Here is a 16345-nt window from a genome sequence, read left to right as displayed (position 1 = left end):
TTAACAGCGCACATATAATCTGCGCCACTTGAAAGGCCGGCACCTCACCTTATCGCCCGGCCTGTTTTGGAAGACATAATAGAGGCCATCATGACCGTAGAACGTACCTTCTCCATCATTAAACCAAACGCTGTAGCTAACAATGACATCGGCGCTATCTATGCTCGTTTCGAGCGCGCGGGTTTCAAAATCATCGCATCTAAAATGTTGCGTCTGACTCGCGAACAGGCCGAAGGCTTCTACGCTGAGCACAAAGGCCGTCCTTTCTTCGACGGTCTGGTGGAGTTCATGACTTCTGGCCCAATCGTAGTTCAGGTTCTGGAAGCCGAAAACGCCGTACAGCGTAACCGTGACATCATGGGCGCAACCAACCCGGACAACGCATTGGCCGGCACCCTGCGTGCTGACTATGCGGACAGCTTCACGGCCAACGCCGTGCACGGCTCAGACGCAGTAGAATCTGCCCAGCGTGAAATCGCCTATTTCTTTAACGAAAGCGAAATCTGCCCACGCTAATACCCGCCGTCTTTAGGGTTAAGTAGGTTTCACTTGGTGAGAGCGGTGTTTACCGGCAGATACAATAAAAAATGTCGTGAAAGCCGTTCAGACGTAGAAACCCGCTACTAAAATTTGTACAATGCCGCGCCCCAGGGAAGCTATCTTGCCTGGGGCGTGTCTTTTGATGACACACTTACTTTCCACTCCTTCAAGCCATAACGTGTAATAACGAGGCTAAGAGATCATTATGTTAGAACCCATCGCGCCCGAGCATACCTTGTCTGAAAATAATTCCCTGACCGTGCAAACGGAACAACCGGCTACGGCCAAAATCAACCTGCTGGATTTGAACCGTCAGCAATTGCGCGAATTCTTCGCCAATATGGGTGAAAAACCTTTCCGCGCCGATCAGGTGATGAAGTGGATGTATCACTATTGCTGCGATGATTTTGAGCAGATGACCGACATCAACAAGGTGCTGCGCAATAAATTACAGCGCGTTGCGGAAATCCGTGCGCCGGAAGTCGCAGAAGAGCAGCGTTCGGCCGATGGCACCATCAAGTGGGCCATCAAGGTGGGCGATCAACAGGTCGAAACCGTCTACATCCCAGATGGCGATCGCGCCACCCTGTGCGTGTCTTCACAGGTAGGCTGCGCACTGGAGTGCAAATTCTGTTCCACAGCTCAGCAGGGCTTTAACCGCAACCTGCGCGTCTCGGAAATCATCGGCCAGGTTTGGCGTGCCGCTAAAATCCTGGGTGCCATCAAAGTCACCGGCCAACGTCCTATCACCAACGTGGTGATGATGGGCATGGGCGAGCCGTTGCTTAACCTGACCAACGTGGTGCCAGCGATGGAAATCATGCTGGATGACTTTGGTTTTGGTCTGTCCAAGCGCCGCGTTACCTTGTCTACCTCCGGTGTCGTACCCGCTCTGGACAAATTGGGTGACATGATCGATGTGGCTCTGGCCATTTCGCTACATGCGCCTAACGACAAGATCCGCGACGAGATCGTGCCGATCAACCGCAAGTATAATATTGAAACCTTCCTGGCAGCGGTACGCCGTTATCTGGAAAAATCCAATGCCAACCAAGGGCGGGTCACCGTTGAGTACGTGATGCTGGATCATATCAACGACAGTACCGACGATGCGCACCAACTGGCGGAAGTGCTGAAAGATACGCCGTGCAAGATCAACCTGATCCCATGGAACCCGTTCCCTGGGGCACCTTATGGCCGCAGCTCCAACAGCCGCGTCGACCGTTTCTCCAAGGTGTTGATGGAATACGGCTTTACGACTATTGTTCGTAAAACCCGTGGCGATGACATCGATGCTGCCTGTGGGCAGTTGGCGGGAGAGGTGATCGATCGTACCAAGCGTACCCTGAAAAAGAAAATGGCCGGGGAACCTATCAACGTACGAGCGGTCTGAATCCTATAGCATGATTTTTTTGTTATCTAACAGCCTGTTATGTGAGCAGCAATCCTTCAGGCGATCGGGTAACATCGGATAAGGAAATGAGTGCAAGCATGAAGCTGAAACTGTGGGGTGTAATATTGGCGGCCAGTTTGCTGGCGGGCTGCTCCAGCTCGCAACCCGATCACGACGGGCCAGCGGTGGCAGCAGGCCAGACCCGGTTACAACTGGGCCTGGAGTATCTGAACCAGGGCGATCTACCGGCTGCCAGGCAGAATCTGCAAAAAGCGGTCGATGCGGCCCCACAGGATTATCGTACCCAATTGGGCATGGCACTCTACAACCAGCGGATTGGCGATAACGCCGCCGCTGAACAGCGTTATCAGCAAGCGCTTAAACTTGCACCGGGTAACGGTACCGTATTGAATAATTACGGTGCGTTTCTCTGTAGTTTAGGGCAGTATGTACCGGCCCAACAGCAGTTTAGCGCTGCGGCACTGGCGCCAGAATATGGCCAGGTTGCCGACAGTCTGGAAAACGCAGGTTACTGTTTCCTCAAGGCCGGTCAAAATGATGAAGCTCGTAAGTTATTAACGCGAGCGCTGAAGATCGATCCGGACAAGGGGGCTCCGCTACTAGTGGAAGCAGAAAAGCAATTTGGAGAAGGGAAGCGCGCGCAGTCGCAACTTTTATTGGACAGTTATCAACATGTTCTGCCGGCGAGTGCCGACAGTCTATGGTTACAGATTCGTTTCGCCGCGTTAGCGGGCCGTCAGGATAGCGTTCAACGCTATGGCAAACAGCTAGCGCGAAGTTTTCCACAATCCAAACAGTACCAGCAGTTCTTAGCTAATGAATACTGAAGATTCCCAAGATAAAACCGTATCTATGACAACAGGTCAACGCCTGCGCCAGGCTCGTGAACAACTCGGGCTGAGTCAACAGGCCGTGGCTGAACGCCTGTGCCTAAAAATGTCTACCGTGCGCGACATTGAAGACGACAATATGTCTGCCGATCTGGCTTCAACGTTCGTGCGTGGTTATATCCGTTCCTATGCCAAGCTGGTGCATTTGCCAGAAGATGAACTGTTGCCGATGATGGAAAAACAGGCACCAGTGAGAGCGGCCAAGGTGGCTCAGATGCAGAGCTTCTCTTTGGGTAAGCGCCGTAAAAAGCGTGATGGCTGGCTGATGAGCTTTACCTGGCTGATTGTGTTTGTGGTCGTGGGTTTGACCGGTGCCTGGTGGTGGCAGAATCACAAGGCTCAGCAGGAAGAGATCGCCACCATGGCGGATCAATCTTCCGCACAGTTGTCTCAGCATGGTGAAGGCCAGCCCGTGCCATTGACCGACGGTAACGTGGATAATGGTGCATCGGCAGTTGTTCCAGACAACAGCCCTGCGCCGTCAACCAATAGTGCTGCTACGACTCAACAGGTCCCGGCCGTGCTTGATCCTCAGGCGGCTCAACAGCCTGCTGTGGTAGCACCAAGCCAGGCTACTATCCCGAATGCGACATCGACCGCGCCAGTCGCTCAGGCTCAGTTGCCTACCGGTGCTGCTGGCGTCAGTGCTTCGGAGGCTGATGCCAACGGGCTGGTGATGGATTTTTCCGGCGACTGCTGGGTGCAAGTGGTTGACGCGACTGGGAAATCCTTGGTCAGCGGCATCCAGAAAAGCGGTTCCCGGCTGAATCTGGCTGGCAAGGCGCCGTTTAAACTGACCCTTGGCGCACCGGCTTCGGTACAGGTCCAATTCCAGGGTAAACCGGTCGATTTAAGCCGGTTTGTCAAGTCAAACCGTGTTGCTCGTCTGACCGTTGCCGCGCAGTAATTGCGCGGCTATTGTCGGAATAAAAGAGCAGCAGTGGAGAGTAACTGATGCATAACCAAGCTCCCATTAACCGCCGCAAATCCACCCGTATTTACGTCGGTAACGTGCCTATAGGCGATGGAGCGCCGATTGCCGTGCAATCGATGACCAACACCCGTACCACCGATGTCGAAGCGACGGTTAATCAGATCCGGGCTCTGGAGCGCGTGGGGGTTGATATCGTCCGCGTTTCCGTTCCCACCATGGACGCCGCCGAGGCGTTTCGGCTGATCAAGCAGCAGGTCAACGTACCGCTGGTGGCCGATATCCATTTCGATTACCGCATTGCGCTGCAGGTTGCCGAATACGGCGTTGACTGCCTGCGTATCAACCCTGGCAACATCGGCAACGAATCTCGTATCCGTTCAGTGGTTGACTGTGCGCGTGACAAAAATATCCCGATCCGCATCGGCGTTAACGGCGGCTCGTTGGAAAAAGATATTCAGGAAAAGTACGGCGAACCTACGCCGGAAGCGCTGCTGGAATCCGCTATGCGTCACGTGGATATTCTGGACCGTCTCAACTTTGACCAGTTCAAGGTGAGCGTGAAAGCATCCGACGTGTTCCTGGCCGTGCAGTCTTATCGGCTGCTGGCTGCTCGTATTGACCAGCCCTTGCATCTTGGCATCACCGAAGCGGGCGGAGCACGTAGTGGCTCAGTAAAATCAGCCATTGGCCTGGGCATGCTGCTGTCGGAAGGGATCGGCGATACGCTACGCATTTCGCTGGCGGCGGACCCGGTCGAAGAAGTGAAGGTTGGCTTTGATATCCTGAAGTCCTTGCGCATCCGCGCCCGTGGCATCAACTTCATTGCCTGCCCAACCTGTTCACGTCAGGAGTTTGACGTCATTGGCACCGTCAATGCGTTGGAACAACGTCTGGAAGACCTCATCACCCCGATGGATGTGTCCATTATCGGTTGCGTGGTGAACGGGCCGGGCGAAGCCCTGGTGTCGACCATTGGGGTAACCGGTGGGCACAAGAAGAGTGGCTTCTACGAAGACGGCGTGCGCCAGAAAGAGCGTTTTGATAACGAACAGATGATTGACCAGTTGGAAGCGAAGATCCGGGCCAAAGCGGCCATGATGGACGAATCCAAGCGTATCTCGATCAATCTTCTGGAAGAATAAGTCGGCGGCTATTGGCCCGCTGATTGTTTATCCGAGGACTGGATTGCGCATCTGCGTTGAATAGCGGGTGGCAAAGTCCCTATAATCGGATCCATTTTATATAAACGGACAGAGAACTCACGTGGCAAAAAACATTCAAGCCATTCGCGGCATGAACGATTACCTGCCGGAAGAAACGGCACTGTGGCAGCGTATTGAAGGCACACTCAAGCAGGTGCTGAGCGGCTATGGCTATAGCGAAATCCGGTTGCCGATTGTAGAGCAGACCCCGTTATTTAAACGCGCCATCGGTGAAGTGACCGACGTCGTGGAAAAAGAGATGTATACCTTCGAGGACCGCAACGGCGAAAGCCTGACGTTGCGCCCGGAAGGAACGGCTGGCTGCGTACGCGCCGGTATCGAACATGGTCTGCTGTACAATCAGGAACAGCGTCTGTGGTATATCGGCCCGATGTTCCGTTACGAACGTCCACAAAAAGGCCGTTACCGCCAGTTCCATCAGTTAGGGGCTGAGGTATTTGGCCTGCAAGGCCCGGATATTGACGCCGAACTGATCCTGCTCACCGCCCGCTGGTGGAAAGCGCTGGGTATTGCCGAACACGTCAATCTGGAACTGAACTCCATCGGTTCACTGGAAGCTCGCGCCAACTATCGTGACGCTCTGGTGGCTTTCCTGGAACAGCATCAGGAAAAACTCGACGAAGACTGCAAGCGCCGCATGTACAGCAACCCACTGCGCGTGCTGGATTCTAAAAATCCAGAAGTGCAAACCCTGCTTAACGATGCGCCGCGTCTTTCCGACTATCTGGATGACGAGTCCAAAGCCCACTTTGCCGGGCTGTGTGAACTTTTAGCTCAGGCCGGTATCCCATATACCGTTAACGAGCGCCTGGTGCGCGGCCTGGATTATTACAATCGCACGGTGTTTGAGTGGGTCACCACCAGCCTGGGCGCTCAGGGCACCGTGTGTGCCGGTGGCCGCTACGACGGCCTGGTTGAGCAACTGGGTGGGCGCGCTACCCCTGGGGTTGGTTTTGCCATGGGTCTGGAGCGTCTGGTGCTGCTGGTTCAGGCGGTTAATCCGGACTTCAAGGCACCGGCCACCATCGACGTGTACGTCATATCGAGCGGGGCGGGTACCCAGAGTGCGGCCATGTTGCTGGCAGAGCAGGTTCGTGATGCTGCGCCGCAGATTAAATTGATGACCAACTATGGCGGCGGCAACTTTAAAAAGCAGATCACCCGTGCGGACAAGTGGGGCGCGCGTATCGCCCTGATCCTGGGTGAGAACGAAGTCGCAGCACAGCAGGTGGTGATTAAAGACCTGCGCAGTGGTGAACAAGAAACGCTGGCGCAAAGCGAAGTCGCTGCGCGTCTGGCTTTGATGTTAGGTTAAGGAGAAGGACACCGTGGAAGTCTATACCACTGAAAACGAACAGCTTGACGCCGTGCGCAACTTTTTTGCCGAAAACGGTAAAGCTTTGGTTGTGGGTGTGGTGCTCGGTATTGGTGCCCTGGTTGGTTGGCGCTATTGGCAGAGCAACCAGACCTCCAGCATGATGGCTGCCTCACAGTCTTATCAACAGGTCGACGTTGCCCTGGCATCGGGTAAAGCCGAAGACGTGGCAACGGCAGAGAAGTTTATCCAGGCGAACGACAACAGCTACGGCGTGTTCGCGGCTCTGGATTTGGCTAAACACTTTGCAGAACAAGGTGATTTCGCCAAGGCAGAACAGCAACTGGTGGTGGCACAGGGCCATGCCAAAGATGAAAACCTGCTGGCGCTGGTAAACCTGCGTCTGGCTCGTATTCAGTTGCAAGAGAAAAAGCTGGATGAAGCGCTGAAAACGCTGGATGGCGTGAAAGGCGAGGGTTGGATGGCGATGATGCAAGACGTACGCGGCGACGTACTGTTGGCCAAAGGCGACAGCAAAGGTGCGCGCGAAGCTTACAGCAAAGGCATCGAGTCCAATGCTTCTCAGGCGCTTGCGGCAGTAATGCGCATGAAATTGAATAACTTGTCCAGCTAAGGGGAATTCCCATGCAATTGCGTAAAACACTCTTGGTCGGACTGGTTTCCGTGACTTTGCTGAGTGGTTGCTCGCTGTTTAGTGGCGAAGAAGACGTGGTTACCATGTCGCCGCTGCCAAAGGTTGAAAATCAGTTCACGCCGAACAAAGCGTGGAGCACGTCAGTCGGCGATGGCATTGGCGAGTATTACTCTCACCTGCGTCCGGCTTATCAGGACAGCACGGTTTATGCTGCCGACCGTCGCGGTACGGTGAAAGCGATGGACCTGGCCGACGGTAAAGAAAAATGGAAGGCCGATCTCTCCGAGAAAACCGGCTTCTTCTCCAGTAACCTGCCTGCTCTGCTGTCTGGTGGCCTGACGGTGTCTGGCTCCAACGTATACGTTGGCAGTGAGAAAGCGGTGGTGTATGCGCTGAATACCGAAGACGGTAAAGTCGCCTGGCAAACCAAGGTGGCGGGTGAAGCGATTTCCCGTCCGGTGGTCGCCGAGGGGCTGGTGCTGATCCATACCACCAACGGCCAACTGCAAGCGTTGAACGAGTCTGATGGTGCCATCAAGTGGACGGTCAACCTGGATATCCCTTCACTGTCACTGCGTGGTGAGTCTGCTCCGGCAACGGCCTTTGGTGCAGCGGTAGTTGGCGGTGACAACGGTCGCGTCAGCGCCGTGTTGATGCAGCAGGGTCAGTTGATCTGGCAGCAGCGTATTTCCCAGCCAAGCGGTGCGACTGAGATCGACCGCCTGAATGACGTAGACACCACGCCGGTGATTATTGACAACGTGGTCTATGCCTTGGGTTACAATGGCAACATGGCGGCGCTGGATCTGCGCTCCGGCCAAATCATGTGGAAACGTGATATGGGCTCGGTGAACGACTTTATCGTCGACGCAGGCCGTATCTATGTGGTCGATCAGAATGACCGTGTAGTGGCGATGAATACCGAAGGTGGTGTTAACCTGTGGCGTCAGAGCGATTTGCTGCACCGCAACCTGACCGCACCAGCGTTGTACAACGGCTACCTGGTTGTCGGTGATGCCGAAGGTTATCTGCACTGGATCAATACCACCGATGGCCGTTTTGTGGCTCAGCAGCAAGTGGATAGCTCCGGCTTCCTGTCCGCGCCAATTGTGGCCGGTGACAAACTGCTGATCCAGGCGCGTGGCGGCAAGGTTTACGCCTTCACTCGCTAACCGTTTTAGCCCCAATAGATCGCAGGCTGTGCAGTCTGTAAGATTCGTGGGATAACGGCTCCTGATACCAGGAGCCGTTTCGTATTTTTAAGCTATGCTGCTGCTGTCTATTGCGCTGCATAGTAACGCATTGATTATTAAGTAATGAGGCTTCAACATGATACCTGTCGTTGCGCTGGTCGGGCGCCCGAATGTCGGTAAATCCACCTTGTTTAACCGTTTAACACAGACGCGCGATGCGCTGGTGGCGGATTTCCCCGGGCTAACGCGAGACCGCAAGTATGGTCGTGCTGAAGTTGAGGGCAACGAATTTATTATCGTCGATACCGGGGGTATTGACGGGACGGAAGATGGCGTTGAAACGCGTATGGCCGGTCAGTCGCTGCTGGCGATCGAAGAGGCCGATATCGTGCTGTTTATGGTCGATGCCCGTGCCGGGCTGATGCCTGCCGATCAGGGGATTGCTCAGCACCTGCGTAATCGCCAGAAGGCGACGTTTCTGGTTGCCAACAAAACCGATGGCATGGATCCGGACACCGCGACGGCAGATTTCTATTCCTTGGGCCTGGGCGACGTCTATGCGATTGCCGCTTCCCATGGCCGTGGCGTCACGCAGCTGATTGAACACGTGCTGGTGCCGTTCATTCCGGCAAAACCGGAAGAGGTCGAGCTGACCGAAGAAGAAGCCAATGCCGCCTATTGGGCCGAGCAGAGCGGTGAGCTGGAAGAGGGTGAATATGAAGATCCGGAAGATGACTTCAACCCGCAGGATCTGCCGATCAAGCTGGCGATCGTTGGCCGCCCTAACGTAGGTAAGTCGACGCTAACTAACCGTATCCTCGGCGAAGAGCGTGTTGTTGTGTTTGACATGCCAGGCACGACTCGCGACAGCATTTACATTCCGATGGTGCGTGACGAGCGTGAATACGTGCTGATCGACACCGCCGGGGTGCGCAAGCGCGGCAAAGTTACCGAAACCGTAGAGAAATTCTCGGTGATCAAAACGCTGCAGGCGATCGAAGATGCCAACGTAGTGTTGTTGGTGATCGACGCCCGCGAAGGCATTTCCGATCAGGATCTGTCGCTGCTGGGCTTTATCCTCAATAGTGGGCGCTCACTGGTGATTGCGGTCAACAAGTGGGACGGCATGAGTGAGGAAGATCGCGATCACGTGAAAGAGATGCTCGATCTGCGTTTGGGCTTTGTCGATTTTGCGCGTGTGCACTTTATCTCTGCGCTGCACGGCAGCGGTGTGGGTAACCTGTTCGAATCTGTGAACGAAGCCTATGAGTGTGCTACTCGTCGCGTAAATACCTCGATGCTGACCAAGATCATGCAGATGGCTGCCGAAGATCACCAGCCGCCGTTGGTGCGTGGCCGCCGCGTGAAGCTGAAATATGCGCACGCAGGGGGTTATAACCCGCCTATCGTGGTGATCCACGGTAACCAGGTATCCGATCTGGCCGACTCCTACAAACGTTACCTGATGAACTACTTCCGTCGTTCACTCAAGGTGATGGGGACGCCGATCCGCATCCAGTTCAAAGAGGGCGAGAACCCGTTTGCGGGTAAGCGCAATACTTTGACGCCAAACCAGATGCGCAAGCGCAAGCGCTTGATGAGCCACCTGAAGAAGTCAAAATAACAATCGTAGGGCGTGGAATTGATACCGCGCCCTATTTTTATCCTGCTTAAACCGTTCTATTATCTGCCAATCTCACTTCTTCACCGACCCTGCAAAGGAACCTCATGTCCTGGGAAACCTGGAGTTTTGCCTTTAGCGTCACCGTACCCAACTTATTGATGATGCTGCTGGGGATCCTGCTGCGCCACTGGCGGCTGATGGACGACCGCTTTATCGATGGGGCCACCAAACTGGTCTTTAATCTGGCGCTGCCCTGCCTGTTGTTCTTCAGCATTGCCACTAACCACCCGCAACTGCGCGATAATTTTGCTCTGGTGATCTACGGTGCGGTAGGGACGATAGCGACCTTCTTGCTGTTGGAGATCGCGGCCAAGTGGCTGGTGAAAGAGCCACGCGAGCGTGGCGTGTTTGTACAGGGAGGGTTCCGGGCGAATACCGCGATTGTTGGTCTGGCTTATGCTATGACTGCCTACGGCGATGAGGGCGTCGCGATTGCCTCGCTGTATCTGACCGTGACGGTGATCCTGTTTAACGTGCTGTCGGTCATCACCCTGACGCGCAGCCTGCAAGGCGGCAACGGGCAGAAGATCAAACATTTGTCATTGCTGCGCAGTATCGTGACTAATCCGCTGATCTTGGGGCTGCTGAGTGGCCTGGCCTATGCGCAGACCGGGTTGGGGATTGCGCCAGTGCTCAAGCAGACCGGCAGCTATATCTCAGGCCTGTCATTACCGTTGGCCTTGCTGTGTACCGGGGCCAGCCTTGATCTGCGGGCAATGTTCCGCTCTTCCAACGTCGCGGCGTTGTCTTCGTCGGCTAAACTGTTTTTGGTGCCGATGTTGATGACGTTTGGGGGTTGGCTTTGCGGTTTCGAGGGCGCTACGCTCGGCATTATTTTTATGTTCTCTGCGACGCCAACCGCCTCCGGCAGCTATGTGATGACGCGTGCCATGGGGGGCAACGCGACGTTGGCCGCCAATATTATTGCGATCACCACCGTGGGATCCTTCTTTACCACCGCGTTGGGGATCTCTTTCTTACGCTCGTGGGGCGTGATTTAAACCAGGAGGAAAGATGGACGCCTTATGTCCGGTTTGTGCCCAGCCGATGAGCTGGGTGAATGGCCACTATCATTGTGACGACTGCAACAGCGATTACCGGCAGCTTGCCGAGTGCCCCGACTGTGCGGGCAACCGTTGCAAGAACTGAAAGCCTGTGGTGCCGTGGATTATCTCTGCCAGCATGGCCATGGGCTGATCTCCAAAAAGCGGGTGAAGTTCAGCTATCAACCGGTGGAATGACCTTATGCATCATAGAGCCGGTGGTCGTGCGTGCTGACCGCTGGTGACACCTTGTTTTGGCTGAGCCGCTTTACCGAGGCCCGTACCGCTAAACGCCCATGCAACAGCATATTGCTGGGTGGCGCATCCGGGCGCAGCATACGGCGCTGCAACAGCGCTATGGCCTCTGCACCCAGCTCATCACGAGGAACGTGAACCGAGGTTAGCGGCACGTCGTGGATCTCCGCCAGATTAAAACCATCCGTACTCATCACCGAAATATGCCCCGGCACGCTGATGTGCATTTTCTTTAGCGCATTGACGGCACCCACCGCCATATAATCCCCCCCTGCCAGGATCGCCGTTGGCAATTGTGCCCGATCGGTAACGCCGTTGATAAAGGCTGTGATGGCCTGCTCGGCTTCTTCGCTGCCAAAACCTGAAGTGGTGACCAGATGCTGGCGGTCATCGAAGGGAATATTATGCCGCATATAGGCTTGTTTGATCCCCGCCAGCCGCAGCTCCATGGTGTTGCGCCGTAGACATTGCAGATTGAGGATACGGCTGTGGCCCTGTTGCAACAGATAGTTGGCGGAATACTCCCCAATCAGCTGATGGTCGGGGGAAACGCTGTCTAACCGCATCTGGCGATCGGTGCAGTTAATTAGAATGCAGGGTTTGTTCAGATCGGCGGCCAGCGTATGGATATGCTCGTCATCAATGCCGATGATCAGCACGGCTTCGGTTAACGGATCGCTCATCTTTTCCAAAAACAGCACGCTGTCGCTGTGTTGCTCCTCCAACCCGCAGTAGCGGATCCTCACATCATGTTGCGCCAGTGCGGTGGTGATCCCCTGGATCACCTTGTAGTAGAAAATATCGGTGCGGACATCAAAGGCGCGCTGTGGGGCAAATACCATCACGTTGTTCAACATCAGCCTGCCGTTGGAAAGCCCCTGCAAGATACCGTTTTGCTGCGCGCAAGCCAGCACCCGTTGCCGCGCCTCGGCGCTGGTGTTGGCTTTTCCTGCCAACACGCGTGAAACGGTGCTGATCGAAAGCCCGGTTTGGCGCGCAATTTCCTGTATTTTCAGCTTTCCGTTCATTTTGTGATCTCCTTCAAATTTGGTCGTGAGAATATTTTCACGGCGTATGTTTTCCTTTCAGACGGCTTTCTATGGCTATAACGGCGAAAATTTAGCTGGTGTATGAAAATTTTTGCAAATTTCGCCATTTCACTTGCACTCTCCGCTGGTTAGTCTGCCTTGGTACACCAATTTTATAGATTTATCAGTCCAATTTATTGGATGGAATACAAGTAAAACAACATTAAATCATAGGGTTGTCGCAGCATTGACGTTGCATTTGTGGCCGACGTCACAAATAACGCTGTTAACACCTCCGTTAGCAAGAGTTGCCCTACCAAAAAGGCGTATGGTCGCCACGGAGATCAAGATGAGTGTAGAAATCAATCAAACGGTCGTCGCCAGCAGTCGCCGTAAATTCAAATCGTTGCGCTGGTGGATGTTGGCCCTGTTCCTGTTAGGCGTCACGGTTAACTACATTACCCGCAACTCGCTGGGTATTCTGGCACCTGAGCTGAAAACCAGCCTCAACATGACCACCGAGCAATATTCTTGGGTGGTGGCGTCCTTCCAACTGGCTTATACCCTGTTCCAACCGATCTGCGGCTGGCTGATAGACGTCATTGGTTTGAAGATGGGGTTTCTGGTTTGTGCCAGCATCTGGGCGGTGGTGTGCATGATGCATGCTGGCGCGGGCAGTTGGTTGCAACTGGCGATCCTGCGTTTCTTCATGGGCGCAGCTGAAGCGGCGGCTACCCCGGCTAACGCTAAAGCCATTTCTGACTGGTTCCCGAAAAAAGAACGGCCGATTGCCGCTGGCTGGGCAGGGGTTGGCTTCTCGATCGGCGCGATGTTGGCTCCGCCGATCATTGTGATTGCCCATGTGTCCTTTGGCTGGCAGGGAGCCTTCCTGTTCTCTGGTGCCCTGGCGCTGATCTGGGTGGTGCTGTGGTGGGTGTTTTACCACTCGCCGCAACAGCACCCTAACCTGAGCCAAAAGGAGTTTGATCTGATCAACGAGGATAATGAACCGGTACTGCCGAAACTGCCGTTCTTTAAATCGTTGGCGATCCTGTGCAAAAACAAAAAATTCTATGGCATCGCCATCCCAGCGTTTCTTGCTGAGCCAGCCTGGGCGGTGTTCAGCTTCTGGGTGCCGCTGTATCTGGCCACCGAGCGCGGCATGGATCTCAAACAGATCGCCATGTTTGCCTGGCTGCCGTTCCTGGCAGCGGATATCGGCAGCGTCGCCAGTGGTTATCTCACTACGCTGTATCGCAAATGGTTCGGCTGTTCACGGGTGAACTCGGTGGTGGCCAGCTCGGTGACCGGAGCCTTCATGATGGTATCGCTGGCGTTTGTCGCGATCACCAAAGACCCCTATATCGCGATCGCGCTGATCTCCATTGGTGGCTTTGGCCACCAGGTGATCTCCTGCATGTTGAGCGCGCTGGTGGTGGAATCCTTCGATAAAAACCAGATGGCGACGGTGAACGGTATGCGCGGCTCCAGCGCCTGGATCGCCAGTTTCCTGTTCACGCTGTTGATTGGTGCCGTTTCCGACACCGTCGGCTTCAACCCGCTCTTCGTCGCGATGGGCTTCTTCGATCTGATCGGTGCGATGTTCCTGATCGGTTTGATCGCCGAGCGCGGCAAAAAACCTTCACCTACTGTTTAAGTTGGATAATTATGAAAACGTTAAAAAACTGGACGCTGGCTGGGCAATACGCCGACCGTGTTGAACTGCTGGTGGATGAGCAACACCTGTTCTGCCTTTACGTGCTGGAAAGCAATCTGTTCCGCGTGCTGATCAAACGCCACGGCGAACTGGCACTGGATCGTACCTGGAGTATCGCTCCGCAGGAGGATGTGCCTTGGGAAGGGCGGGATCGCCTCAGCGTCGCCGGTTTTGGCCTGCCGGGCTATCAACTTGGCCAGCAGGCAGACCGTTTGACAGTAGCGACTTCGCAGTTGCGCGTGACGATACATCAGCCGTTATGGCTGGAATGGGAATACTGCAATGCGGCGGGGGAATGGCTACCACTGGCTGCGGATCGCCCGACCAGTGCCTATCTGCTTAATGCGCACGGCGACGGCGTGGCGCACTATCAGCGCCGCCATCAGGGCGAACGTTACTATGGGCTAGGTGAAAAAACGGGCGATCTGGAGCGTACCGGCCGCCGCTTTGAAATGCGTAACCTGGACGCGATGGGTTACAACGCCGCCAGCACCGATCCGCTTTATAAGCATATCCCGTTTACCATCACGCGCCGGGAAGAGGTCAGCTTTGGCCTGTTTTATGACAACCTGAGCAGTTGCTGGCTGGATCTGGGGAATGAGATCGACAACTATCACCTGGCCTATCGCCGCTATCAGGCCGAGGCGGGCGATCTGGATTACTATCTGTTCCTGGGGCCAAGGGTGCTCGACGTCACCAAGGCCTTCGTGCGTCTGACCGGTAAAACCCATTTTGGGCCGAAGTGGAGCCTGGGGTACAGCGGCTCGACGATGCACTACACCGACGCACCGGATGCCCAGCAGCAGTTGCAGCAGTTTATCCAGCTGTGCCGCCAGCACGCCATCCCGTGCGATTCGTTTCAGCTCTCTTCCGGCTATACCTCGATCAATAACAAACGCTACGTCTTCAACTGGAACTACGACAAGGTGCCGCAGCCTAAACAGCTTAGCCAAGCCTTTCACGATGCTGGGCTGAAGCTGGCGGCGAATATCAAACCCTGCCTGTTGCAGGATCATCCCAAATATCAGCAGGTGGCGGAACTAGGCTTGTTTATCCGCGATTCGCAGAGCGACGGCCCAGAACGTTCCAGCTTCTGGGATGACGAAGGTTCGCATCTCGACTTTACCAACCCGGCAGCGGTGCGCTGGTGGCAGCAGGGGGTGACGGAGCAACTGCTGGAAATGGGGATTGATTCCACCTGGAATGACAACAACGAGTATGAAGTGTGGGATGGTGAAGCGCGCTGCCATGGCTTCGGCAAGCCGATTGCCATCAAGCATATTCGCCCGGTGATGCCGTTGCTGATGATGCGTGCCTCACTTGAAGCACAGCAGCGTTTTGCGCCGAACCTGCGGCCTTATTTGATCTCGCGTTCTGGCTGCGCCGGTATGCAGCGTTATGTGCAAACCTGGAGTGGCGACAACCGCACCAGTTGGCAAACCTTGCGCTATAACACCCGAATGGGGGTGGGGATGAGCCTGTCCGGGCTGTTTAACGTTGGGCATGACGTGGGCGGTTTCTCCGGCGATAAGCCAGACGCGGAGCTGTTGGTGCGTTGGGTACAAAACGGAGTAATGCACCCGCGCTTCACCATTCATTCCTGGAATGATGATGCTACCGTCAATGAACCCTGGATGTACCCGGCGGCGACGCCGATGATCCGAGATGCCATCAACCTGCGTTATCGCCTCATGCCATACTTCTACACGCTACTTTGGCAGGCAAGCCATGATGATGAGCCGATGCTGCGGCCAACCTTCCTCGATCATGAGCACGATGAGCGCACCTTCGGTGAGACCGATGATTTCCTGATTGGCCGCGACCTGCTGGTGGCCAGCGTGGTGGATCAGGGGCTGCGCCAGCGTGAAGTCTACCTGCCGGATAACGTTGATGGTTGGTATTGCTTCTATAGCGGCCAATGGTACAGCGGTGGTCAGAGTATTGTGCTAGAGGCACCGCTGGAACGCTTGCCGTTACTGGTACGCGCTGGGGCCGGGCTCCCGATGTCACAACGGTTGGGGCATGTAGACAATGCGGCAGACGATCGCCGGGAACTGCGGCTGTTCCCCACCAAGGGCTGCGGATGGTCCTCAGGCCTGCTGTTTGAAGACGATGGGGAAAGCCATGGCTGGCAGCAGAATAATGCGCTGTGGCTCCGCTGGGAGGCGGTGAGTGACAATCAGCGCATCGAACTGACCTTCACCCACGAGGGGCATTTCAAACCGACGTGGCAGGTGCTGAACATTGTATTGCCAGCAGGTGAGACTCGCGAACTGTGGGTGAACGGGGTTTGCCGGGATTCTTTTGTGCTGTAATTAATGTCATACCCCAACCCTCTGCAGAGGGTTGGGGAAGTATCAAACTGGATGAAGTTTGGCGTGGGGGTTGGTTATCATTAATACACTGCTATCTAGGTACCCATAAGGTGTTCTCTGTGAAAAAGACCAGCTTACA

At 55.1% G+C, this 16345-nt stretch carries 13 protein-coding genes and 1 pseudogene; 13 read left to right on the top strand and 1 reads right to left on the bottom strand.

What is annotated here, in order from left to right:
* Nucleotides 1-90 precede the first annotated feature (90 nt).
* The 11 genes and pseudogenes from ndk (at nt 91) to ACKWMY_RS04420 (ending at nt 11089) form a co-directional block, all read left to right on the top strand.
* Complete coding sequence (ndk, locus tag ACKWMY_RS04470; RefSeq protein ID WP_004952077.1) at nt 91-516, top strand: nucleoside-diphosphate kinase; 426 nt, start codon at nt 91-93, stop codon at nt 514-516.
* 229 nt (nt 517-745) lie between these two features.
* The gene (locus tag ACKWMY_RS04465) at nt 746-1933 is read left to right on the top strand and encodes a bifunctional tRNA (adenosine(37)-C2)-methyltransferase TrmG/ribosomal RNA large subunit methyltransferase RlmN (protein ID WP_024484240.1); all 1188 of its coding nucleotides are present in this window, start codon (nt 746-748) and stop codon (nt 1931-1933) included.
* 98 nt (nt 1934-2031) lie between these two features.
* Nucleotides 2032-2781 carry a type IV pilus biogenesis/stability protein PilW gene (gene pilW, locus ACKWMY_RS04460; RefSeq protein WP_024526992.1) on the top strand — a complete coding sequence of 250 codons (750 nt, stop codon included), beginning with the start codon at nt 2032-2034 and terminating at the stop codon, nt 2779-2781.
* Nucleotides 2771-3751, top strand: coding sequence for a cytoskeleton protein RodZ (gene rodZ / locus ACKWMY_RS04455; RefSeq protein ID WP_409485954.1), 981 nt, complete (start codon nt 2771-2773; stop codon nt 3749-3751). The genes pilW and rodZ overlap by 11 nt, the downstream gene beginning before the upstream one ends.
* A gap of 47 nt (nt 3752-3798) precedes the next feature.
* Nucleotides 3799-4920, top strand: coding sequence for a flavodoxin-dependent (E)-4-hydroxy-3-methylbut-2-enyl-diphosphate synthase (gene ispG, locus ACKWMY_RS04450; protein ID WP_024484238.1), 1122 nt, complete (start codon nt 3799-3801; stop codon nt 4918-4920).
* 121 nt (nt 4921-5041) lie between these two features.
* A complete protein-coding gene (hisS, locus tag ACKWMY_RS04445; protein WP_065686605.1) occupies nt 5042-6316 on the top strand; it encodes a histidine--tRNA ligase in 1275 nt (424 codons plus the stop codon).
* Between the two features lie 13 nt (nt 6317-6329).
* The gene (locus ACKWMY_RS04440; RefSeq protein WP_024526995.1) at nt 6330-6950 is read left to right on the top strand and encodes a YfgM family protein; all 621 of its coding nucleotides are present in this window, start codon (nt 6330-6332) and stop codon (nt 6948-6950) included.
* Nucleotides 6951-6961: 11 nt separating this feature from the next.
* Nucleotides 6962-8143, top strand: coding sequence for an outer membrane protein assembly factor BamB (gene bamB, locus ACKWMY_RS04435; protein WP_024526996.1), 1182 nt, complete (start codon nt 6962-6964; stop codon nt 8141-8143).
* 157 nt (nt 8144-8300) lie between these two features.
* A complete protein-coding gene (gene der / locus ACKWMY_RS04430) occupies nt 8301-9788 on the top strand; it encodes a ribosome biogenesis GTPase Der (RefSeq protein WP_024526997.1) in 1488 nt (495 codons plus the stop codon).
* A gap of 104 nt (nt 9789-9892) precedes the next feature.
* Nucleotides 9893-10849, top strand: coding sequence for an AEC family transporter (locus ACKWMY_RS04425; RefSeq protein ID WP_409485953.1), 957 nt, complete (start codon nt 9893-9895; stop codon nt 10847-10849).
* Between the two features lie 13 nt (nt 10850-10862).
* Nucleotides 10863-11089, top strand: a pseudogene (locus tag ACKWMY_RS04420) (zinc ribbon domain-containing protein).
* Between the two features lie 2 nt (nt 11090-11091).
* Here ACKWMY_RS04420 and ACKWMY_RS04415 read toward each other — a convergent pair.
* Nucleotides 11092-12174, bottom strand: coding sequence for a LacI family DNA-binding transcriptional regulator (locus ACKWMY_RS04415; RefSeq protein ID WP_074029466.1), 1083 nt, complete (start codon nt 12172-12174; stop codon nt 11092-11094).
* 349 nt (nt 12175-12523) lie between these two features.
* Between ACKWMY_RS04415 and ACKWMY_RS04410 the strand changes: the two genes are divergently transcribed.
* Complete coding sequence (locus tag ACKWMY_RS04410; protein WP_024484230.1) at nt 12524-13831, top strand: MFS transporter; 1308 nt, start codon at nt 12524-12526, stop codon at nt 13829-13831.
* An 11-nt stretch (nt 13832-13842) separates the two neighbouring features.
* Nucleotides 13843-16206 carry a TIM-barrel domain-containing protein gene (locus ACKWMY_RS04405; protein WP_409485952.1) on the top strand — a complete coding sequence of 788 codons (2364 nt, stop codon included), beginning with the start codon at nt 13843-13845 and terminating at the stop codon, nt 16204-16206.
* Nucleotides 16207-16345 lie beyond the last annotated feature (139 nt).

It is taken from the genome of Serratia sp. J2 (assembly GCF_046269175.1).
GTDB lineage: Bacteria > Pseudomonadota > Gammaproteobacteria > Enterobacterales > Enterobacteriaceae > Chania > Chania fonticola_C.
This window is presented reverse-complemented; position numbering and strand designations above follow the sequence as displayed.

Excerpts from the sequence above, each read along its gene's own strand:
- ndk (WP_004952077.1), top strand. The coding sequence starts at position 91 with ATGACCGTAGAACGTACCTTCTCCATCATTAAACCAAACGCTGTAGCT.
- ACKWMY_RS04465 (WP_024484240.1), top strand. The coding sequence starts at position 746 with ATGTTAGAACCCATCGCGCCCGAGCATACCTTGTCTGAAAATAATTCC.
- pilW (WP_024526992.1), top strand. The coding sequence starts at position 2,032 with ATGAAGCTGAAACTGTGGGGTGTAATATTGGCGGCCAGTTTGCTGGCG.
- rodZ (WP_409485954.1), top strand. The coding sequence starts at position 2,771 with ATGAATACTGAAGATTCCCAAGATAAAACCGTATCTATGACAACAGGT.
- ispG (WP_024484238.1), top strand. The coding sequence starts at position 3,799 with ATGCATAACCAAGCTCCCATTAACCGCCGCAAATCCACCCGTATTTAC.
- bamB (WP_024526996.1), top strand. The coding sequence starts at position 6,962 with ATGCAATTGCGTAAAACACTCTTGGTCGGACTGGTTTCCGTGACTTTG.
- der (WP_024526997.1), top strand. The coding sequence starts at position 8,301 with ATGATACCTGTCGTTGCGCTGGTCGGGCGCCCGAATGTCGGTAAATCC.
- ACKWMY_RS04425 (WP_409485953.1), top strand. The coding sequence starts at position 9,893 with ATGTCCTGGGAAACCTGGAGTTTTGCCTTTAGCGTCACCGTACCCAAC.
- ACKWMY_RS04415 (WP_074029466.1), bottom strand. The coding sequence starts at position 12,174 with ATGAACGGAAAGCTGAAAATACAGGAAATTGCGCGCCAAACCGGGCTT.
- ACKWMY_RS04410 (WP_024484230.1), top strand. The coding sequence starts at position 12,524 with ATGAGTGTAGAAATCAATCAAACGGTCGTCGCCAGCAGTCGCCGTAAA.
- ACKWMY_RS04405 (WP_409485952.1), top strand. The coding sequence starts at position 13,843 with ATGAAAACGTTAAAAAACTGGACGCTGGCTGGGCAATACGCCGACCGT.